This is a genomic window from Sediminihabitans luteus (assembly GCF_002797595.1).
GTDB lineage: Bacteria > Actinomycetota > Actinomycetes > Actinomycetales > Cellulomonadaceae > Paraoerskovia > Paraoerskovia lutea.
This window is the reverse complement of the sequence record NZ_PGFE01000001.1, coordinates 541,084-560,733: the sequence shown is the minus strand read 5'-3', so window position 1 is coordinate 560,733 and position 19,650 is coordinate 541,084. Positions and strand designations below refer to the sequence as shown.

Genomic DNA, 19,650 nt, shown 5'->3' with positions numbered 1-19,650 from the left:
GTGCCGTTCGGTACGGTTGCCACGACAACGGGCCGCACGGCCCACGACGGATCAAGAAGGCAGGGATCGACATGGCGAACGTCAACGTCACCTACAGCGAGATGCGGGACGCAGCGGGCCGTCTGGAGATTGGCAAGGGGCACCTCGACGACATCCTCGCGGACCTCATGAAGCAGGTGACGGCGCTCGTCTCCTCCGGCTTCGTGACGGACCAGGCCTCGACCCAGTTCATGGCGTCGTACGACCAGTTCAACCTGGGCGCGAAGAACGCCGTCGAGGGCCTCGTGGAGATGCACACGTTCCTCACGCGTGCGGCCGACTCGATGGAGGAGCTCGACGCGCGTCTCGGCTCCGCCATCGCGCGGTGACCTCGGCACGACCCTCGGACGGCCGCCCCGACGTGGGGGCGGCCGTCCTGCCGTACGTCGAGACGGGCGGCGGCTACGGCCGCGCGCTGCGCTGGGTCCTGGTGCCCGCGGCGCTGGGATTCGTCGTCGACACCGCGGTGCGGGGATGGTGGGACGCCCTCGTGTGGCCCATGGTCGCCCTCGTCGTCGGGCCGATCGTGCTCCTGACCGTCTGGTCGACCCGCCGGTACGAGAAGGTCGTGGTCGACCGCGCGGGCCTCACGGCGGGACGCGAGCGCTTCCCGGCGTCGGCCATCGACCCGGTGGTGGTCGATCACGTCGCGGCCCACGGCATGCTCGCCCCGGGGCAGCTGCTCCCGGACGGCTCGACCGTCACCGACGGGCGGCTGGTGGGCGGGGCCTACGCGCCGACGGTCGGTGCCGGCGTGCTGCGCCTCCGCCTGACCGACGGGACCTGGATCCGGGTGCAGTGCAGCGCTCCGCCCCGCGTCGTCGCAGCGCTGCAGGCGTGCCTGGCGGGCGGCGACGCGCACCGGGCCTGAGGCCCGTCAGACGGTCCCGCTCCACCAGCTCAGCGCGGCGGACCAGACCAGCAGCGCCTCGTCGTCGGACCGCGGGTCTCCCAGCGTCAGCAGGCGCTCCTTGCCCTCCGTGCGGACCGACGCGAGCTCGCGCGACCCGCGCCACGCGCGCGCGGCCGACGGCCGCGAGGGGTGGAGCACCTGCGGGTCCGCGCGGATCGGCTCCGCGGCGGCACCGACGACGGGGACGACCTCCCAGGGCCCGTGCGTGCCGGCGGGAGCCACGACGTGCGCGATCACGGTGCCGTCCGCGAGGCTGACGTCGCGGATCGTGCGGTCCCCGCGGCGTCGGCGCGCCGGGGTGCTCCGCAGGAGCACCTGGCCGTCCGTGCCGATCAGCTCGACCGGGGCCGGGTCGTCGTCACCGCCGTAGGAGTTGGCCAGGGTGTCGACGGCCAGGTCGACCGCGAGCCTCGCGGCGGACGAGGCCCTGGACTCCCGCGGCGGCGGGACGACCCGCACGAGGGCGACCGACTCCGGCGCCCCCACCCCGTACATCCGACCGGTCCACCCGAGCGTGCCGACGTCGCCGCGCACGAGCGACGTGCTGAGCACCACGGACCGTGGCAGCAGCCGCGCGACCTCGCCCACGTCCCGCACGAGCACGTCGTCCGGGGCGGCGGGCACCCCGACGGCCGGTGCGACGGGCCCGAGGAGACCGCCGGGCGCTCGCACTCGCCGCCCGAGGGCGCTCACGCTCGCCCGGGCGGACCCGGCCCCCGAGAGCGCCGCGCGCCCGCGGTCCACCAGGGATCCAGGCACGAGCCCTCCGAGACGCCGTCCTGTGCCGGCCTCGGACCGAGGGGTCCCGGACGACGTGCCTGGACCGGTCGGTGGCTCCTGCGAGGGGTGGTCGGGGTGCTCGGGCTGGTCGCTCACATCGACACGCTACCGCCCCGCTCGCGGGCCGGGCACCGGCAGAGGGGAGTTCTCCCCATGGTGCTGCGGCTCCGCCGTCTGGCACGATGGCGGCGCGCGGTCCACGACCGCCCGAACGAGAGGAGACGACCATGACGCTTCGCGTCGACACCGAGGCGATCGACGCGGCGGCGACGTCGCTCGGCAGCCTCGCGGGGGCGCTCGCGGACCACGCGGGCGACGCCGTCACCTCGGCCTCGGCGGCGTCCGGTGCCGCCGGGCACCCGCACGTGACGACGGGCGCGACGGAGTTCGGCGAGTACTGGGGGGCCGGGCTCGGCGCGCTGGCGGTCGCCCTCGGCGAGCTCGCGACCCAGTTCGGCGACGCGGGCGCGGCCTACGAGGAGCAGGACCGCGTGCTCGCGCGCGGCGCCCAGGAGATGCGATGACCTACGTCGGGGGCGCGTGGGCCCCGTCCGCGCCGGTCCTGACGCCGGTCGACGGCGATCCCGAGGCGATCAGGTCGGCCGCCCGTGGGCTCGACGCCGTGCACGACGAGCTCGCCGCGGTCATGCGGTCCATGCGGGCGCGGGCGCGGTCCCTGGGTGACGCCTGGGTCGGGGTGGCGGGGGACGCCGCCCCGACCGCGGTCGAGGGCGTCGCGCTGCTCGTGGAGTCGGCGAGCACCGCGATGACCACCGGGGCGGGGGCTCTGCGGACCTACGCCGACGCCCTCGAGACGGCGCGCACGACGGTCGCCACCGCGCAGGGGCACGCGGACGACGCCGCCACGCGCTGCGCGACGAACCTGCGGACGATCGACGCGACGACCACGCCCGACATGGCCTACTACACCGACCAGCAGCGGCAGTCGGCCGTCTGGGACGCGCAGCTGGCGTTCGCGGCGCAGAGCGCTGCGGCGGACCGGGCGCGCGAGACGCTCGCGAGCGCCGCGCTCACGTGCCGGCGGGCGCTCGAGGACACGCGGTCGGCCCTCGTGCGCGGGCACCGCGAGTCGTTCGAGGACTACGTGAACGGGATCGTGGTCGCGGGCCTGGGCCAGCTGCCGGGCATGGACGGGCACGAGGGGACGCTGGGCTCGGCGGTCTGGGCCGCGACCTCGGCCGGCGGGGTCGCGGGTGCCGCGACCTACGCGGGGCGGTACGGCGCGAAGCTCTGGATGCACTGGGCCAAGGACAAGGCCCTGACCCAGAACTCGATGTCCAGCGTCCTGGTCAAGGCCCTGAGCCCGCGCCTGGACGCGCTCGGCTCGCGGCTCGGCCTCGCCGGGAGGCTCGGCGCCGAGACGTTCGGCGGCATCAACCGGTTCGGCAGCGTCGTCTTCGGCACCTCCGGGGTGACGGGGACCGCGGGCGGTACGCCCTGGGCGGCGGCTCGCGGCGCGGCGGCCGCCGCGGGGGACTCGGGCGCGCTGCGCGCCGGGCTGACGGCGGGCGCGAAGAGCGCGGGGCTGCTGCGCGGCCTGGGCGTGGTCGGCGCGGTCGGGGCGACGGGCATGAGCGCCGTCAACGTGATCTCGCAGGGCAACCCGGTCGACGCGTTCAAGGAGAACGGGATCGACTACGTCGCGGACGTCGCGGAGCTCGGCTTCAACGTGAGCCTCACGGCTGCGATGATCGCACCGAACCCTGTGACGATCGGCGCGGCCGTGATCACGGGCGCGATCTACGGCACGACCGAGATCATCGCGCACTGGGACGAGATCGAGGACCTCGCCGCGAACGGCGCGGAGATGGTCGCCGACGGATGGAACGCCACGACCGAGGTCGTGGGCGACGCGGTGGACGCCGGCGTCGAGAAGGCGAAGGAGTTCGGTTCATGGCTCAACCCGTTCGACTGACCGACGGTCTCCCGGCGGCCATGGACCGCCGTCGGCGACGTTTCCTGCTGTTCCCCGACCACCTGGCCGTGCTGGGGCTGCTCTCCGAGGGCGCGACGCTCGACGAGGCGCTCGCGCCCGCGCGGGACGCGCTGGTGGAGGCAGGGGTCGTCGACGCGGACGGCCGGCTCGACCCGGCCGCGGTCGAGCTCTCGGCGGCGCTCGCCGGGTCGTCGGTGCTGGTCGACGTCGAGACCAGCGCGGACGACGGGATCGTCTACCACGGGCTGGCGTTCGCGCAGGTCGACGGTGCCGCCGTCTGCTGGGCGCGCTCGGGCTGGCCCGGCACGGCGCAGGCCGAGTACCTGCCCGTCGACGTGGGCATGGTCGTTCCCTGGATCGCGACGACGGTCGCGCTGGGTCGCGACGGGGGCGTGGGCGCGCAGCACCTGCCCGCGGTGATCGAGACCACCGTCGGCGAGATCGAGGGTGCGCAGGGTGACGTCGCGCGCGTCGTCGACGCGTCGCGGCTCTCGTGGCGCGTGACGGTGCACGGCCCCGGCCGGGCGACCCGCGCGCTCGCCGTGACCGACGCGGGTGAGCTCGGGCTGTGGGAGCGCACCGCTCCTGCGGAGCCGTTCGGCCTCGACGTGCCCGACCCGGCCACGCGCGTCGTTCTCGAGCGGCGTGCCCCGGGCGACCTCTGGCGCGCGCTCGTGGGGTTGCTCGAGCGCACGGACGAGGACGCCGCGGCCTGACCGCGGCCGTGCGCGGCGGGTACGGCGCGCACGGCATCATGGACCTATGACGAGCGTCGCGTACCCCAGCCCGCAGTTCCCCGGCCCGCCGCAGGTCGGGCTCGAGATCCCGGACGGCTGGTCGCCGGTGGTCGGGCTCGGCCCGGCGATCACGGTCGAGCGCGACGCGGGCACGCCGAGCGCAAAGGTCGAGGTCGTCGTCACGCGCCTGCGCGACTGGGAGAGCCTCGACGAGGCGTCGATGCGGATCGCGGGGGCGCTCGAGAAGCTCCCCGGCTACGACGAGATCGCGCGCGACGCCGACGACGTCGCGGGGCACCCGGGGTTCCGGCTCGACGCGACCGTGCAGAACCCGGCGGGCGGCACGTTCGTCCAGGCGATCCGGTACGCGCTCGTCGAGCGCGAGAACGCGCGCGACCTGGTGCAGGTCATGGGCTCGTGCGCGGGCGCGCAGCGCGACCCGGCCCTCGCCGAGATCCACGCGATCCAGGACTCGCTCACGATCGGCTGACGGCTCCCGAGGCCGTCGCGGTTCGAGCCGTGGACGCGGACGCCGGCGGGCGGGGCGGGCTGGGACGATGCGCTGGCCCGGCGGCCGTCGGGCGCACGCACGAAGGGGAGCGGACGATGGACGCGAAGTCGAGGCGCTGGATCTGGATCACGTCGCTGGTGGTGTTCTGCGTCCTTGCGGCGGGCAGGCTCGCGACGAACGGCACTGACGGGCAGACGTTCCTCATCGCGTTGCTCGTGGTCGTGCTGATCGGCGCGTGCGTCTTCCCGTGGCTCGTCCGTCGGCTCACCAAGGTCGTCGCGAACGCCCGCACCCACCGTCCGGGCGCCGTCGTGATCCCCGGCTACACGGCGTCCGAGATGCTCGACGTCGCACGCGCGGCCGGAGCCTCGACCGCCGGGATCGCGAGCCAGGGCGGCAGTCCCGTGGCGATCGTCGTGCTCCCGCACGCGTACGAGGTGTGGGTGCGCACCGAGTCGGCCCCCCGCTGGTCGGTGCCGCGCGGTCCGAGCACCGAGGTCGGCGTGCTTCCCGGCGTCTACGGGTCGCGGTCGGTGCCGAGCGTCGCCGTGCTGGTCGAGGGCTACCCGGGCCTCGTCGTGATCCCGGCGTACCGTCCGCTGCGCAACTCCGCGGGCAGCGACCAGGCCGGCATCGAGCGCGCGCTGGTCGAGCTCGGCGGGGCGTCCGTCGCCCCGCACGCCGCGTCCTGACCGTTACATTCGCCCACCGGGTGGACGGCGCCTGTCCGGTCGGCGGGACGGGTGGCAGAGTGAGGGTCGGCTAAGTCAGTCGTACACTGGAACCGGCTCCACGGGCGCCGTCACGGCTCGCGCGATCGCGCGGGGCGGGGCGCCGACGGCCCGGAGCCCCCGGCTCCCCGCGTGCCGCGCACCGAGGAGCCCCGTGCACGAGTCACCCGATCGGAAGGCGCACGTCCCTGTGAGCAGCAACCGTCCCTTGCGCGTAGCAGTCGTCGGCGCGGGTCCCGCCGGGATCTACGCGTCGGACATCCTGTCCAAGACCGACCTCGACGTGAGCATCGACCTGTTCGAGCGCCTGCCCGCGCCGTTCGGCCTCGTGCGCTACGGCGTCGCGCCCGACCACCCGCGCATCAAGCAGATCATGGTCGCGCTGCACAAGGTCCTGGACCGCGGCGACGTGCGCCTCATCGCGAACGTCGACTACGGAGTCGACCTCAAGCTCGACGACCTGCGCCAGTTCTACGACGCCGTGATCTTCTCGACCGGTGCGATCAAGGACGCCGCGCTGCCGATCCCGGGCATCGACCTCGAGGGCTCGCACGGCGCCGCGGACTTCGTCTCGTGGTTCGACGGGCACCCCGACGTGCCGCGCACCTGGCCCCTGCAGGGGCAGCAGATCGCGGTGCTCGGCGCCGGCAACGTCGCGCTCGACGTCGCCCGCATCCTGTCCAAGCACGCGGACGACCTGCTCACGACCGAGATCCCGCAGAACGTCTACGAGATCCTCAAGGCCTCCGAGGTCACCGACGTGCACGTGTTCGCGCGTCGCGGCCCGGCGCAGGTCAAGTTCTCGCCGCTCGAGCTCCGCGAGCTCGGCCACGTGCCCGACGTCGACGTCGTCGTCTACCCCGAGGACTTCGACTTCGACGAGGGCTCGACCGCCGCGATCAACTCGTCGAACCAGACCAAGCAGGTCGTCAAGACCCTCACGGACTGGACCCTCAACGACCCGGCCGACATGAAGGCCTCGCGTCGCCTGCACCTGCACTTCCTGCACCGCCCCGCCGAGGTGCTCGGCGAGGACGGCAAGGTCGTGGGCCTGCGCACCGAGCGCACGCAGCTCAACGGCGACGCGACCGTCTCGGGCACCGGCGAGTACCACGACTGGCCCGTGCATGCCGTGTACCGCGCGGTCGGCTACTTCGGGTCCCCGCTGCCCGAGATCCCCTTCGACGAGCTCAAGGGCGTCATCTCGAACCGCGAGGGGCGTGTCGTCGACATCGACGGCGAGCAGGTCCCCGGCGTGTACGCGACCGGCTGGATCAAGCGCGGCCCGATCGGCCTCATCGGCCACACCAAGTCGGACGCCTCCGAGACGATCCGCCACCTCGTCGAGGACGTCACGTCCCGCGAGGACGAGGGCCGCACCGCCCCGCACGGGTCGCCCGACGCGATCCTCGACTTCCTGCGCGAGCGCGGCGTCGGGTTCGTCGAGTGGAACCACTGGCAGGTGCTCGACGCGCACGAGCGCACGCTCGGCGAGGCGCAGGGCCGCGAGCGCGTCAAGGTCGTCCCGCGCGACGAGATGATCGCGATCGCGCACGGCACGTACGAGATCTGACGTCCCGACGACGGCCCCCGACCCCGCCCGGGTCGGGGGCCGTCGTCGTCCCCCCGGGGGAACGACGCACGGCGCGCGGACGTTGAGCAGACCAGGACGAGCACGACACGTGCGGGACGAGGACGACAGGAGGACCCGTGGGCAGGCGTCACTACAACGGTCTCAAGACGGCGATGCTGTTCGGCGGCATGTGGGCCGTCCTGCTCGGTCTGTGGTGGCTGTTCGGCCGCAGCGCCGGCACGCTGTGGATCTTCATGGCCGTGGGCCTGGTGACCACGGCCTACGGGTACTGGAACTCCGACAAGATCGCGATCCGCGCCATGCGCGCACGGCCCGTGAGCGAGATCGAGCAGCCCGCGATGTACCGGATCGTGCGCGAGCTCTCGACCGCGGCACGCCAGCCCATGCCGCGCCTGTACGTCTCGCCCACGCCCGCGCCCAACGCGTTCGCGACCGGGCGCAACCCCCGCAACGCCGCGGTCTGCTGCACCGAGGGGATCCTCGCGATCCTCGACGAGCGCGAGCTGCGCGGCGTGCTCGGCCACGAGCTCATGCACGTCTACAACCGCGACATCCTGACCGCGTCGGTCGCGTCGGCGCTCGCGGGCGTGATCACGTCGCTCGCGCAGATGCTGCTGATCTTCGGGGGCGGGCGCGACCGCGAGGGCGGGGGCAACCCGCTCGCGGCGCTCGCGATGGTGATCCTCGCGCCGCTGGCCGCGACCGTCGTCCAGCTCGCGATCTCCCGCACGCGCGAGTACGACGCCGACGAGGACGGCGCGCGGCTCACGGGCGACCCGCTGGCCCTCGCGTCGGCGCTGCGCAAGCTCGACGCCGGCACGCGCAAGGCGCCGCTGCCGCAGAACCGCGACCTCGTGGACGTCTCGCACGCCATGATCGCGAACCCGTTCCGCGGGGGCGGCGTCGGCAAGCTGTTCTCGACCCACCCGCCCATGGCCGACCGCGTCGCGCGGCTCGAGCGCATGGCGGGCCCGACCGGCCCCGGCGGCATCACGTACCACTGACGGGCTACGGCGAGCGGACGACCTGCGGTGACCGGCGTCGAGCGGCGACCGGCGGCGAGGCTCAGGACCCGCCCGTGAGCCGGGCGTCGAGCCAGTCGCGGGTGCGCGTCCACGAGGTCGACGCCGGGTCGAGCTGCGCGAAGTGCTCCTCGCCGTCGACGACCTCGAGCGTCACGTCGTCGCCCGCGGCGCTCGCGGCGTCCGCGTACCCGGTCGACTGCGCGACCGGGACCGTCGTGTCGTCCGCCCCGACGACCACGAGCGTCGGGACGCCCGTGGGCAGGCGACGGGCCGGGTCGGCGAGCGCGTAGCGGTCGTCGGTCACCTCGTCGGGGGCGCCGCCCATGAGCGCGTCCACGGCCCCGCCGCCCGCGCCCGCGGCGCTCGCCGCGGCGAGGTCGTTCACGCCCGCCTGGCTCACCACGACGTCGGGCACGAGCCGCGGGTCGGCGCCCGGGGCCCCGTCCGGCAGCGTGTCCCGCGAGGCCAGCCACAGCGCGAGTGTCCCGCCCGCCGAGTGCCCGACGACGGCCGTGGGGCCGCGCTCGACCCCGGCCTCGGCGAGGGCGTCGGGCAGGAGGTCGACGGCTGCGGCGACGTCCTCGAACGTGCCGGGCCAGCCCCCCTCGGACGCCGGGTCGGTCGCGCCCACGCCGCGGTACTCGACGTTCCACACCGCGTAGCCGTCGCCGACGAGGTCGCGCACGAGCGCGTCCTCGAGCGACCGGTCGTACTGCGCCGACCAGTATCCGCCGTGCACGAGCACGACGACCGGCACGGGGCCGACCTCGGTCCCGGTCGGGAGCCAGAGGTCGGCGACCTGCTCGGGCGCGGTGCCGTAGGAGAAGCTCTGCTGCGTCCCGTCCGTCGCGCTGCCGTCCATCCCGCCGTCGTCCGTCCCGCCGTCGTCCGTCCCGCCGTCGGACGGCGCAGCCGGGCTCGCGCCGTCGTCCGACCCGGGTCCGGGCGAGCACGCGGCGAGGGCGGCGCAGACGGTGACGGCGGCGAGCACGAGGACCAGGGGACGGCGCGAGGGTCGGGGCACCCGCACAGTCTCGCGCACGTCGCGGAGCGGTTCGCCCGGTGGGGGCCTCGTGCGGCACCATGGTCGCCCGTGACCAGGGTCGAGCAGTGGGAGAAGCAGACGGAGTGGCCGCTCGCAGGGGCGGCGGTGCTGTTCCTCGCCGGGTACGCGGTGCCGATCGTGTGGCCTGACGCGAGCCCGACGGCCTTGGGGGTCGCCTCGGCGGTCGTCGCGATCACGTGGGTCGTGTTCGGCCTCGACTACCTCGCGCGGCTCCTGCTGAGCGACGACCGGCGCGCGTTCGTGCGCAGCCATCTCTTCGACCTCGCGATGCTCGTGCTGCCCATGCTGCGCCCGCTGCGGCTGCTGCGGCTGTTCACGCTGCTCCAGGTCCTCAACCGGACGACGGCGGGCGGCCTGCGCGGGCGCGTGGTGACGTACGCGGTCGGCGCGACGGCCCTGCTCGTCGTGTGCGGCGGGCTCGCGATCACCGAGGCCGAGCGTGGCGCCGAGGGGTCGACGATCGACGGCGTCGGCGACGGCACCTGGTGGGCCATCGTGACGATGACGACGGTCGGCTACGGCGACACGTTCCCGGTGACGTTCACGGGCCGGTGCGTCGCCGTGGCGCTCATGGGCACCGGGATCGCGCTGCTCGGTGTGGTCACCGCGACGCTCGCGTCGTGGCTCACGGACCGCGTGAGCGAGATCGACGACGACGCGCACGACGAGACGCAGGCGCAGGTCGCCGAGCTCACGGCCGAGGTGCGCGCGCTGCGCGAGCAGATCGCGCGGCTCCTGCCCGTGGACGCGGACGACGGTGCCGGGCCCTCCGCCGTCCCCGCGGTCGCGCTCGCCCGGCCGTCAGCCCGCGAGCAGCGTCCCGACCACTAGCGCCGCGGCCCAGAGCGCACCCACGACCGCGGGGCGCGAGGGGCGGCGGCGCACGTCGGTGTCGGCGCTCGCGGGGGCGGCCGCCTGCGCGCGCCGCACCGCGTCGCACGCCTCCTCGGGCGTCGACGTGCCGCGCACGAGCGGCAGCGACGGGTCGTGCTGCGCGCACCAGTAGGCGTCGGCGGGCGAGACGCGCGTCGCCGAGACGCGCACGACGACCGAGAGCTCGTCCGCGACGACCCGCTCGACCCGGGACCAGGGCAATACGGTGTCGAGCACGCCCGAGCGCAGCACCAGGCCCCGGGAGGTCGGCCGCGCCCAGGGCAGCGGCGCGCCCGACCACGCGGAGCCCCACCAGGCGGCCGTCGCGGCGCCGCCGGCCACGAGGTACCAGGGCGAGTCCGCGAGGACGAGGACGCCGACGAGCGCCAGCACGGGCACCGCGAGCCACGGCCCGAGAGACCCGGTCCGCCGCGCGGCGCGCAGGACGGGCCCGGCGCCCGTGGGGGCGGGTGTGCCTGCGTCACTCGTGCCTTCGTCAGCAGTGCGTTCGTCGGTCGTGCCGGTCGGGTCGAGCGAATCGACCCCGTTCCCGTGGCCGATGTCGTCGGACAGGTCCGACACGCTCGGGGTGCCCGGGGCGAGCGTCCCGTCGGCCTCGTCGTCGTTCACCGGCGCGAGCGGGAGTCCGCCCCGCCCGGGCCATGCCACGGGGTTCCCTGCGGTCGCGAGGTACCAGGCGCCGTCCGGCCCCTGGAGCGCGAGCGGCGCACCGTCGCGCACGAGACCCACGACCACGACCGGCGTCCTGGCCCAGTGATCGGGTGCGGCAGGATCGGTGCCGGGCGCCGCGTCCTGGTCGTGATCGTCGACACCGGCTGCGGCCATCCGGAGCAGCTCGTCGTCGTCGACCTCGGTCACCGCGCGGTGCGCGAGCTCCTCCCAGGGGTCGGTGGAGTCCGGGCCGTCGGGGAGCAGCGCGAGCCCCTCGACGTCGTCGGCGAGCACCACGGGCGCCGGGTCGTCGACCGCCGTGAGCACGACCCCGCCCGCGTGCCACGTGGCGTGCATGAGGACGGCGGCCCCGCCGTCGTCGAGCAGGTGCCGGCGCGCGCGGCGCCGTCGTCGGGCCGTCACGAGCAGGACGGCGCCCGGCGGCACGAGGGCGCCCACCGCCAGGAGCGGCATCGCGGGGTCGAACACGTCGTCGACGAGCTCCGCGCGGCCGGGGGAGTAGCGCACCTCGACGCTCTCGCCGACCGTGCGGTCGAGCGTGGGGGTCGGGACCTGGAGCTCGACCGCGCCGTCCGCGGTGCCGTCGTCGGGGCCGACGGCGACCGTGACCGAGTCCTCGTCGACCTCGAGGACGGTCCCCGGCGCGACGGTCGCCGAGGCGCGGAACGCGCGCGCCGCGGCGTCGTCGTGCAGCCAGAGCCCGACCGCGGCCGCGCCCACGGACAGCAGGACGACGCCCGTCACGGCGCGCGCGGGCCAGGCGCGCAGGTGGTGCCCGAGCACGCCGGGGTGGCCGTCGGGGACGGCGCGGGGCGCCCGGACCGCCCAGCCGGCGGCGGCGGACGCCTGCCGCGCGGGCGTCGAGCTCGCGACGAGCGCGCACACCGTGAGCGCGAGCGCGACGACGGCGCACCACGGGACCGTCGGGGGCCACGCGACGGTCGCGAACGCCCCGGCCCACAGGGCCGTGAGCCACAGCCCGACGCGGGGCGCGACGCCCAGGACCACGAGCAGGCCCAGCGCGCGGCCGACGAGCAATCCCGTGAGCCAGTACACCGGGTCCTCGACGAGCTCGGCCGGGTACGGGATCGCGGGCAGGGAGAACTCCGCGACGATGTCGCGCGCGCACACCGCGACGATCCCCGCCCACCCGAGGGCGGGCAGCACCAGGCGGGGCGGGCGGGCGCGCCAGAGCGCCACGTCGGCGGCCTGCAGCGGCAGGGCGCGCACCAGGGAGTCGTTCGTCACGGCCGGATCGTAGGGCCTGGCCCTCGTGCCGGACGACGGACGCCCGGCGCGTCGCGGGGACACGCCGGGCGTCGGGGGAGGCGGGGTGCCTCAGCGGTAGTTCGTGAACTGCACCGCGAAGTCGAGGTCGGCGCCCTTGAGGAGCGACTGCACGGCCTGGAGGTCGTCGCGCGACTTGCTGGTCGCGCGCACCTCGTCGCCCGTGATCTGCGTCTTGACCCCCTTGGGGCCCTCCTCGCGGATGATCTTGGTGACCTTCTTGGCGTTCTCGCCCGCGAGGCCCTCCTTGAGCGACCCGGCGAGCACGTACTCCTTGCCCGAGAGCTGCGGCTCGTTCTCGCCCGTGTCGAACGCCTTGAGCGAGATGCCGCGCTTGATGAGCTTGGTCTGGAACACGTCGAGGATCGCGAGCACGCGCTCGGCCGAGTTGGCCTTCATGACGACGTTCTCGCCGCTCCAGGCGATCGACGCCCCGATGTTCTTGAAGTCGTACCGCTGCGAGACCTCCTTGGCGGCCTGGTTCACGGCGTTGTCGACCTCCTGGCGGTCGACCTTGCTCACGATGTCCATCGACGCATCAGCCATGGCTGTCTCCCTCGGGTGGGTTGGGGTGCGCGGGTCTGCTGGTCCCCGCCGCTTCTGGTCCCACGGTAGTGCGTCGGGCCAGGCGGGCGCCCTGCACGGCACGCAGCGCGTCCGCGGTCAGGATCACGAGCGCGACCCACACGAGCGCGAACCCGACCCAGCGCGCGGTCGGCATCGGCTCGTGGAGCACGAGCAGCCCGACGAGGAACTGCAGCACCGGCGCGAGGTACTGCAGCATCCCGACGACCCGCAGGGGGACGCGCCGTGCGGCGGCCCCGAACAGCAGCAGCGGCAGGCCGGTGACGACGCCGCACGAGGCGAGCAGCAGCGCGTGGCCCACGCCCTCGGTCGTGAACGTCCCGCTGCCGGTCGCGGCGAGCACCGCGAGGAACGCGAGCGCGAGCGGCGCGAGCACCCCGGTCTCGACCGCGAGGGCCGGCAGCGCCGCGACGTGCGCCCCCGTGCGGTTCTTGACGAGCGCGTACAGCCCGAAGGACACGGCGACGCTCATCGCGATCCAGGGGAACGTACCCACCCCGACCGTGAGGACGACGACGGCCACGCCGCCGAACCCGAGCGCGACCCACTGCGCGGGCCGCAGGCGCTCGCGCAGCACGACCACGGCGAGGCCGATCGTCACGAGCGGGTTGATGAAGTACCCCAGCGCGGCGTCGAGCACGTGGCCGTGCAGCACGCCCCAGACGTACACGGTCCAGTTGACCGCGACGAGGACGGCGCCCACGGCGAGGCGGCCCAGCAGCCGGCGGTCGCGCAGCACGGGGGCGACCTGCGAGGTGGTCCGGGTCGCCACGAGCAGGACGACGCAGAACACCAGGGACCACACGATCCGGTGGGCGATGATCTCGAACGCGCCCGCGGGCTCGAGCAGCGGGAAGAACAACGGCATCGCGCCCCACAGGAGGTACGCGGTCGCGCCGAGCAGGACTCCCTGGCGGGCGGCGGACGGGGACGGTGTGGTCACGGTCCCAGGCTAGGGCCGGGGGCGGCGTCCGGCGTCGTGCGACCGGGGCGGACGACGCGCGGCCCGGCCCGCAGGAGCCGGGCCGGCCGGGCCGATTTCAGTTTGGGGCGCGCGGGGTTGTAGTGTTGGCTCGCTCCCGCGGGCCCGGTCCGGCCGCAGGGGACAACTCAACACTGGCAGGTTGCCCGAGCGGCCAAAGGGAGCTGACTGTAAATCAGCCGTCATCGACTTCGGGGGTTCGAATCCCTCACCTGCCACGCCTGACGGGGCGGCACCTCACGGTGCCGCCCCGTCGTCGTTGTCGTGCGACCCCGTCGACGCGGGCCGGCGCGCGAACGACTCCCGGAGTGTGGTCCGGGTCACGGTGCGGGCGCCCTCGGGCGGCCCCGGAGCCGCGGGATCGTGCGGATTTCTCATCCACCCCGGAACCCGTGTAGAGTTTCCGTCGCTGCCCCGATAGCTCAGTCGGCAGAGCGTCTCCATGGTAAGGAGAAGGTCAAGGGTTCGATTCCCTTTCGGGGCTCTGTGATGATGGACGTCTGCACCGCAGGAATTCTGCGGTGCAGACGCCTGTTGTCCCATGCGGCGGGGTAGCTCAGCTGGTCAGAGCGCACGGCTCATAATCGTGAGGTCGCGGGTTCGAGCCCCGCCCCCGCTACCAAACCTGACATCTATCGCACGGCGGCCGGCGCCGATGCGGTTCGCGAGACACGTAGCGCCCCCCGGCGGCGCGAGAGGTGGCACTGCCATGGCTAGCAAGAGCTCAGACGTTCGCCCGAAGATCACGCTCGCGTGCGTGGACTGCAAGGAGCGCAACTACATCACGAAGAAGAACCGTCGGAACAACCCCGACCGGCTCGAGCTCGCGAAGTTCTGCCCCCGCTGCGGCAAGCACACCGCGCACCGCGAGACCCGCTGACCCAGCGCCCCGCGCAGCTCGACACCGATCGCTGACGACCGATGCCGATCAACGCCGACTACAGCGGCCGCGAGTACCCGGCGACCGCGCCGTACTCGGTCGGTCGCGAGAAGCTCCGTGAGTTCGCGTCGGCCGTCGGGTCGACCCACCCCGTGCACCACGACATCGTGGCGGCGCGGGGTTCGGGCTATCCGGACCTGGTCGCTGCGCCCACCTTCGCGGTGGTCGTCGCGCAGCGTGCCGAGTCCCAGCTCATCGAGGACGAGGCCGCCGGGATCGACTTCACGCGCGTCGTCCACGCCGACGAGCGCTTCACGCACCACCGTCCCATCGTCGCCGGCGACGAGCTCGTGACCGTGCTGCACGTCGACTCGATCGTCGAGCGCCGCGGGCTGTCGATGGTGACCACGCGCTGCGAGATCGCGGCGCTCGCGGCCGACGGCTCGACCGAGCCCGTCTCGACCGTCGTCTCGACGCTGGCCGTCCGGGGGGACGACGCATGAGCACGCAGGCTCCGCGTCCGCAGATCGCCGACCTCGCGGTCGGTGACGTCGTCGGCTCGCGCGAGGTCGTCGTCGACCGTGCGCGCCTCGTGCGCTACGCGGGCGTGAGCGGCGACTTCAACCCCATCCACTGGAACGAGCGCTTCGCGACCGAGGTCGGTCTGCCCGGCGTGATCGCCCACGGCATGTTCACCATGGGTGCGGCCGTCGCGCTCGTCGAGGACTGGGCCGGCGACCCGGGGGCCGTCGTCGACTACCAGACGCGCTTCTCGCGTCCCGTGCCCGTGCCCGACCCGGGCAGCGCGACCGTCGCGGTCGAGGCCACGATCGGCGCGATCGACGCCGAGGCCGGGACCGTGCGCGTCGACCTCGCCGTGACGTTCGAGGGCCAGCGCGTGCTCATGAAGGCCCAGGCGGTCGTCCGCCTCTGACGGCCGTCCGGCCAGGTGCCGGGTCCGCCGAGGGCGTGGCCACCGTCGCCGTCCGCCCCGTCCACGCGTCGTCTCCGCGCACTCGCTATTCGTCGTGCCGCGTCACGGCGGCACGCTGCCCCGGAGGGCTCCGCTCAGCGCTGCGGCGCGGGTCCCGTCGTCGTGCCGACCACGAGCTCGACGGGCATGTCGACGCGGGCCGGTGCCTCGCCCGCCAGGAGCGCGAGCACGGCACGGCCGAGCTCGGCCCCCTTCTCGGCGAGCGGCTGCGCGACGGACGTGAGGCGGTCCGGTGCGAGCCAGGGCAGGTCGAGCCCGTCGAACCCGGCGACCGACACGTCCTGCGGCACGCGCAGGCCGAGCTCGTGCGCCGCGAGCACCGCGCCGCCCGCGAGCAGGTCGGAGTGCGCGAGGATCGCCGTCGGGCGCTCGTCGCCCGCGAGGATCGCGAGGGCGGCGGCCTTGCCGTGCTCGACGAGCGACGCCTCGGTCTCCCAGGTCACGACGGGCTCGAGCACGTCGCGCACGCCGGCGAGCCGGTTGGCGGTGGGGGTCTTGTCGACCTGCGCGAGCCGTGCGGCGTCGACCGGGCCGGTGCGGCCCGTGTTGTCGAGGGGCAGCGAGATCTCGGCGACGCGCGTGTGCCCGAGCGACGTCAGGTGGCGCGCGACGTCCGCGGTGCCCTCGCGGTCCTGGATGCTCACGAGCGGCACGCCCTCGACCGCGCGTCCCTCGCCGATCACGACGGGGAGCCCGCGACGCTGGATCGCGTCGAGCGTGGCGTCGTCGCGGCCGATGCCCCACACGAGGACGGCGACGTCCATCGCGGCGGACTCCACGAGCGGGTCGACGGGTCGCGCGGTCGGGTCGGTCGAGGGGATCCCCGGGATCAGCAGCACGCCGAGGCCGTGCGTGCCGAGCGTCGAGACGAGGCCGTCGAGCACCTGGACGGCGACCGGGTCGCGGAAGGTGCGCGTGAGCTGGCCGCCGATGACGACGCCGACGATCCCCGAGCGGCCCGAGCGGAGCTGGCGGCCGAGCGGGTTGGGACCGGCGTAGTCGAGCTCCTGCGCCGCGGCGAGCACCTTGTCGCGGGTCTCGGGCGTGATCGGGCCGGCGCCCGAGAACGCGAGCGAGGCGGTCGAGACCGACACCCCGGCCCGCTCGGCGACGCGCGCGAGCGTGGGTCGTGCAGAGCCGGACATGGTCCCCCTCGTGATCTGCGGGCCGCCGTCGGGCCCGGCGCGTGGTGCGAAAACTCCGCTTGACGGCGGCGCCAGCGTACTAGGACACTTCTGATCATGCCTCGAAACGATTCGAAGGCGCGAGCGCAGCATCATGCCGAATCGATTCGAGACGACGCTGCCGCGGAGACGCGCCATGCCCGCCTGACCCTGCTGGGGATGTTCGCGCTGCTCGGCATCACGATGTCGAGCTGGCTCTCGCGCATCCCGTCGATCCGTGACGCCCTCGACCTGTCGACGAGCACGCTCGGCGTCGTGCTGCTCGCCGGGGCGGTCGGCGGCCTGCTGACCGTGACGGTCGCCGGACCGATGGTCACCCGCTGGGGCGGGCGCCTCGCGTTCCTCGTCTCGGCCGCCGCCTTCGCGGTCGGGTTCGTCCTGCTCGGCGTCGGCCCCGCGACCGGTTCCGTCGCGCTCCTGGCGACCGGGATCTTCCTCTCGGGCGTCGGTGCCGCGCTCGGCAACGTCGTGCTCAACGTCGAGAGCGCGGGCGTCGAGCGGCGGCTCGGACGCACCGTGCTGCCGCAGTTCCACGCGGCGTTCAGCATCGGCGCCGTGATCGGCTCGCTGCTCGGCGCCGCGTGCGCCTGGGCGGACGTCCCCGTCGCGGTCCAGCTCGTCGCGACCGCGGTGCTCGCGACCGCGTGGCGCCTGCACGCCGTGCGGGCCATCATCCACGACACGGCCCGCGGTGCCGGTGCCGGCGCCGGCACCGGCACCGGTTCCCGTGCCGACGCGGGCGTCGAGCCCGCGGTGCACGGCACCCTCGGCGACGCGGTCGCCGACGTCGAGACCGTCCACGCGCCCCGGGCCGGCCGCGGCGTGCGACTGGGCGCCGCGCTCGGCGCGTGGCGCGAGCCCCGCACGCTGCTCATCGGCCTCGTGGTGCTCGCCGCGGCACTCTCGGAGGGAGCCGCGAACGACTGGCTCTCGATCGCGGTCGTCGACGGCTTCGACAGCCCCGAGGCCGTCGGTGGGCTCGTGTTCGGCACGTTCGTCGCGGCCATGACGGTCATGCGCCTCGCGGGCACCCGCCTGCTCGACCGGTTCGGACGTGTCGCGGTGCTGCGCGCCTCGGGCCTCACCTCGATCGTCGGCCTCCTGCTGTTCGGCTTCGCACCGACCCTCGGGCTCGCCGGGATCGGCGTGGTGCTGTGGGGCTTCGGGGCCGCGCTCGCCGTGCCCGTCGGCATCGCGGCCGCGTCGGACGACCCGCGCCGTGCCGCCGCCCGCGTGTCCGTCGTCTCGGCGTTCGCGTCCGTCGCGTCGCTCGCCGCCCCGCCGCTGCTCGGCTTCGCCGCCGAGCACGTCGGCGCGCGCCACGCGCTCGTGCTGATCGTCGCCGGGATGCTGCTGAGCACGCTCGTCGCCGGGGCCGTGCGCCGCGTCGAGGCGCCGGGATACGCTCGCCCGGCACCCGTGCCGAGCAACCCCTCCCCGGAGGGCCATGCCCCCGGCGTGCGGACGCCGTCGTCCGACACCGTCCACGAAGGAGCCTCCGCATGACCGCCCCCACGACCACCACGTCCGCGGTCCGCCGCGCCACCTGGGCCGTGCTCGCCGTGTTCTTCGTCGCCGGCTTCGGCTTCGCGAGCTGGGCCTCGCGCATCCCCGCGGTGCGCGACGAGCTCGGCTACAGCGAGGGGCAGATGGGCCTGCTCCTGCTGTTCATGGCGATCGGGTCGATCGTCTCGCTGCCGCTCGCGGGCATGGTCGTGCAGCGCCTCGGCGCCTCGCGCACCGTGCTCGCGTTCGCGGGGCTCAACGCGGTCGGCTGGATCGGCACGGTCGTCGCGATCGACCTCGGGCAGCCCGTGCTCGTGCGCGTCGCGCTGCTGCTCACGGGCATCGGGACCGGCGTGTGGGACGCCGCGATGAACCTCGAGGGCGCCACGGTCGAGCAGCGCCTCGGCCGCGCGATCATGCCGCGCTTCCACGCGTTCTTCTCGTTCGGCACGGTCGCCGGCGCCGGCCTCGGGTTCGTCGCGGCGTGGGCCGGGGTGCCGGTCACGGTCCACCTGGTCGTCGCGGTCGGCGCCGGCCTGGCCGTCGTCGCGTGGGCGGTGCGCGCGTTCCTCGCCCCCGCGGACGACGCGGGCGCCGGGAGCACGGTGGCGGCGTCCGACGCGCACGAGGTCGTGGACGTCGCGGCGGGCCCCGCGACCATGTCGGACAAGGCGACGCCGAGCACGGCGACGCCGAGCGCCGCGAAGGCCGCACTCGCGGCCTGGCGCGAGCCGCGCACGCTCCTCATCGGGTTCGTGGTGCTCGCCGCGGCGCTGACCGAGGGCGCGGCGAACGACTGGGTCAGCCTCGCGGTCGTCGACGGGTTTGACACCGCCAACGAGGTCGGCGCGCTGGGCCTCGCGGTCTTCCTCGCCGCGATGACGGGCATGCGGCTGCTCGGCACGGGCCTGCTGGACCGGTTCGGACGCGTCGCCGTGCTGCGCATCTCGGCGGGCCTCGCGCTCGCGGGCCTGCTGGTGTTCACGCTCGTGCCGTCGCTGTGGGCCGCGCTCGTCGGCGTCGCGCTGTGGGGGCTCGGCGCCGCGATGGGCTTCCCGGTCGGGATGAGCGCGGCCTCGGACGACCCGGCGCACGCGGCCGCGCGGGTCAGCGTGGTCGCGACCATCGGCTACTCGGCGTTCTTCATCGGTCCGCCGCTGATCGGGTTCCTCGCCGAGCACATCGGCGGCTACCGGCACGCGCTGCTCGTGATCGCCGTCCCCCTCGTCGTGGGTCTCGTGGTCGCGGGCGCGGCACGCCCGCTGCCGTCCACCGACACGACCGGTTCCCCGCGGGCGGACGCCGCGGCCTAG

Annotated in this window: 21 protein-coding genes and 3 tRNA genes; 18 read left to right on the top strand and 6 right to left on the bottom strand. The window is 74.7% G+C overall.

The genetic code is table 11. The features are described from left to right. Window positions 1-71 precede the first annotated feature (71 nt). Both CLV28_RS02655 and CLV28_RS02650 read left to right on the top strand, forming a co-directional pair. A complete protein-coding gene (locus tag CLV28_RS02655) occupies window positions 72-368 on the top strand; it encodes a WXG100 family type VII secretion target (protein ID WP_100421722.1) in 297 nt (98 codons plus the stop codon). Beyond that, on the top strand, window positions 365-910 hold the full coding sequence (locus CLV28_RS02650; RefSeq protein ID WP_100421721.1) for a hypothetical protein: 546 nt from the start codon (window positions 365-367) through the stop codon (window positions 908-910). Before CLV28_RS02655 ends, CLV28_RS02650 begins: the two co-directional genes overlap by 4 nt. 6 nt (window positions 911-916) lie before the next feature. Here CLV28_RS02650 and CLV28_RS02645 read toward each other — a convergent pair whose 3' ends face one another. Beyond that, window positions 917-1,711: a hypothetical protein gene (locus CLV28_RS02645; RefSeq protein WP_157802455.1), complete on the bottom strand. Its 795-nt coding sequence runs from the start codon at window positions 1,709-1,711 to the stop codon at window positions 917-919. A 248-nt stretch (window positions 1,712-1,959) separates the two neighbouring features. Here CLV28_RS02645 and CLV28_RS15350 point away from each other — a divergent pair, with 248 nt between their 5' ends. The 7 genes from CLV28_RS15350 (at window position 1,960) to htpX (ending at window position 8,266) form a co-directional block, all read left to right on the top strand. Next, complete coding sequence (locus CLV28_RS15350; RefSeq protein WP_157802454.1) at window positions 1,960-2,256, top strand: hypothetical protein; 297 nt, start codon at window positions 1,960-1,962, stop codon at window positions 2,254-2,256. Further along, window positions 2,253-3,668 (top strand): WXG100 family type VII secretion target, encoded by a 1,416-nt coding sequence (locus tag CLV28_RS15735; protein ID WP_203968126.1) that lies wholly within the window; start codon window positions 2,253-2,255, stop codon window positions 3,666-3,668. Before CLV28_RS15350 ends, CLV28_RS15735 begins: the two co-directional genes overlap by 4 nt. Beyond that, window positions 3,647-4,405: a hypothetical protein gene (locus CLV28_RS02630; protein WP_157802453.1), complete on the top strand. Its 759-nt coding sequence runs from the start codon at window positions 3,647-3,649 to the stop codon at window positions 4,403-4,405. The genes CLV28_RS15735 and CLV28_RS02630 overlap by 22 nt, the downstream gene beginning before the upstream one ends. Before the next feature lie 46 nt (window positions 4,406-4,451). After that, the gene (locus tag CLV28_RS02625; protein ID WP_100421717.1) at window positions 4,452-4,916 is read left to right on the top strand and encodes a DcrB/PsbP domain-containing protein; all 465 of its coding nucleotides are present in this window, start codon (window positions 4,452-4,454) and stop codon (window positions 4,914-4,916) included. A gap of 116 nt (window positions 4,917-5,032) precedes the next feature. Further along, window positions 5,033-5,629: a hypothetical protein gene (locus tag CLV28_RS02620; RefSeq protein ID WP_100421716.1), complete on the top strand. Its 597-nt coding sequence runs from the start codon at window positions 5,033-5,035 to the stop codon at window positions 5,627-5,629. A 229-nt stretch (window positions 5,630-5,858) separates the two neighbouring features. Then, window positions 5,859-7,241, top strand: a complete 1,383-nt coding sequence (locus CLV28_RS02615; protein WP_100421715.1) for an FAD-dependent oxidoreductase — start codon at window positions 5,859-5,861, stop codon at window positions 7,239-7,241. 137 nt (window positions 7,242-7,378) lie between these two features. After that, window positions 7,379-8,266 (top strand): zinc metalloprotease HtpX, encoded by an 888-nt coding sequence (htpX, locus tag CLV28_RS02610; RefSeq protein ID WP_100421714.1) that lies wholly within the window; start codon window positions 7,379-7,381, stop codon window positions 8,264-8,266. 61 nt (window positions 8,267-8,327) lie between these two features. Here htpX and CLV28_RS02605 read toward each other — a convergent pair whose 3' ends face one another. Then, window positions 8,328-9,311, bottom strand: a complete 984-nt coding sequence (locus CLV28_RS02605) for an alpha/beta hydrolase family protein (protein WP_203968125.1) — start codon at window positions 9,309-9,311, stop codon at window positions 8,328-8,330. 69 nt (window positions 9,312-9,380) lie between these two features. Here CLV28_RS02605 and CLV28_RS02600 point away from each other — a divergent pair, with 69 nt between their 5' ends. After that, window positions 9,381-10,184, top strand: a complete 804-nt coding sequence (locus CLV28_RS02600) for a potassium channel family protein (protein WP_100421713.1) — start codon at window positions 9,381-9,383, stop codon at window positions 10,182-10,184. On the opposite strand, the gene CLV28_RS02595 is transcribed toward CLV28_RS02600, so the two are convergent. The 3 genes from CLV28_RS02595 to rarD form a co-directional block, all read right to left on the bottom strand. Continuing rightward, a complete protein-coding gene (locus tag CLV28_RS02595; protein WP_100421712.1) occupies window positions 10,155-12,167 on the bottom strand; it encodes a hypothetical protein in 2,013 nt (670 codons plus the stop codon). The genes CLV28_RS02600 and CLV28_RS02595 overlap by 30 nt on opposite strands. Window positions 12,168-12,257: 90 nt before the next feature. After that, on the bottom strand, window positions 12,258-12,752 hold the full coding sequence (locus CLV28_RS02590) for a YajQ family cyclic di-GMP-binding protein (protein ID WP_100421711.1): 495 nt from the start codon (window positions 12,750-12,752) through the stop codon (window positions 12,258-12,260). Continuing rightward, complete coding sequence (gene rarD, locus CLV28_RS02585) at window positions 12,745-13,734, bottom strand: EamA family transporter RarD (RefSeq protein ID WP_239073153.1); 990 nt, start codon at window positions 13,732-13,734, stop codon at window positions 12,745-12,747. The genes CLV28_RS02590 and rarD overlap by 8 nt, the downstream gene beginning before the upstream one ends. 175 nt (window positions 13,735-13,909) lie before the next feature. On the opposite strand from rarD, the gene CLV28_RS02580 reads away from it, so the two are divergent. The 6 genes from CLV28_RS02580 (at window position 13,910) to CLV28_RS02555 (ending at window position 15,587) form a co-directional block, all read left to right on the top strand. After that, window positions 13,910-13,991: transfer RNA gene (locus CLV28_RS02580), tRNA-Tyr, on the top strand. A gap of 193 nt (window positions 13,992-14,184) precedes the next feature. After that, a tRNA-Thr gene (locus tag CLV28_RS02575) sits at window positions 14,185-14,257 on the top strand. A gap of 61 nt (window positions 14,258-14,318) precedes the next feature. Next, window positions 14,319-14,395: transfer RNA gene (locus CLV28_RS02570), tRNA-Met, on the top strand. A gap of 87 nt (window positions 14,396-14,482) precedes the next feature. Then, window positions 14,483-14,653 carry a 50S ribosomal protein L33 gene (gene rpmG / locus CLV28_RS02565; RefSeq protein ID WP_100421710.1) on the top strand — a complete coding sequence of 57 codons (171 nt, stop codon included), beginning with the start codon at window positions 14,483-14,485 and terminating at the stop codon, window positions 14,651-14,653. Window positions 14,654-14,694: 41 nt separating this feature from the next. Further along, window positions 14,695-15,156 (top strand): FAS1-like dehydratase domain-containing protein, encoded by a 462-nt coding sequence (locus tag CLV28_RS02560; RefSeq protein WP_100421709.1) that lies wholly within the window; start codon window positions 14,695-14,697, stop codon window positions 15,154-15,156. Then, window positions 15,153-15,587: a MaoC family dehydratase gene (locus tag CLV28_RS02555; RefSeq protein ID WP_100421708.1), complete on the top strand. Its 435-nt coding sequence runs from the start codon at window positions 15,153-15,155 to the stop codon at window positions 15,585-15,587. Before CLV28_RS02560 ends, CLV28_RS02555 begins: the two co-directional genes overlap by 4 nt. A 134-nt stretch (window positions 15,588-15,721) precedes the next feature. Here CLV28_RS02555 and CLV28_RS02550 read toward each other — a convergent pair whose 3' ends face one another. After that, entirely contained in the window at window positions 15,722-16,792 is a 1,071-nt protein-coding gene (locus tag CLV28_RS02550; protein WP_100421707.1) for a LacI family DNA-binding transcriptional regulator, read from the bottom strand. Window positions 16,793-16,990: 198 nt separating this feature from the next. Between CLV28_RS02550 and CLV28_RS02545 the strand changes: the two genes are divergently transcribed. Next, a complete protein-coding gene (locus tag CLV28_RS02545; protein ID WP_239073152.1) occupies window positions 16,991-18,337 on the top strand; it encodes an MFS transporter in 1,347 nt (448 codons plus the stop codon). Next, complete coding sequence (locus CLV28_RS02540) at window positions 18,334-19,650, top strand: MFS transporter (RefSeq protein WP_100421705.1); 1,317 nt, start codon at window positions 18,334-18,336, stop codon at window positions 19,648-19,650. The genes CLV28_RS02545 and CLV28_RS02540 overlap by 4 nt, the downstream gene beginning before the upstream one ends.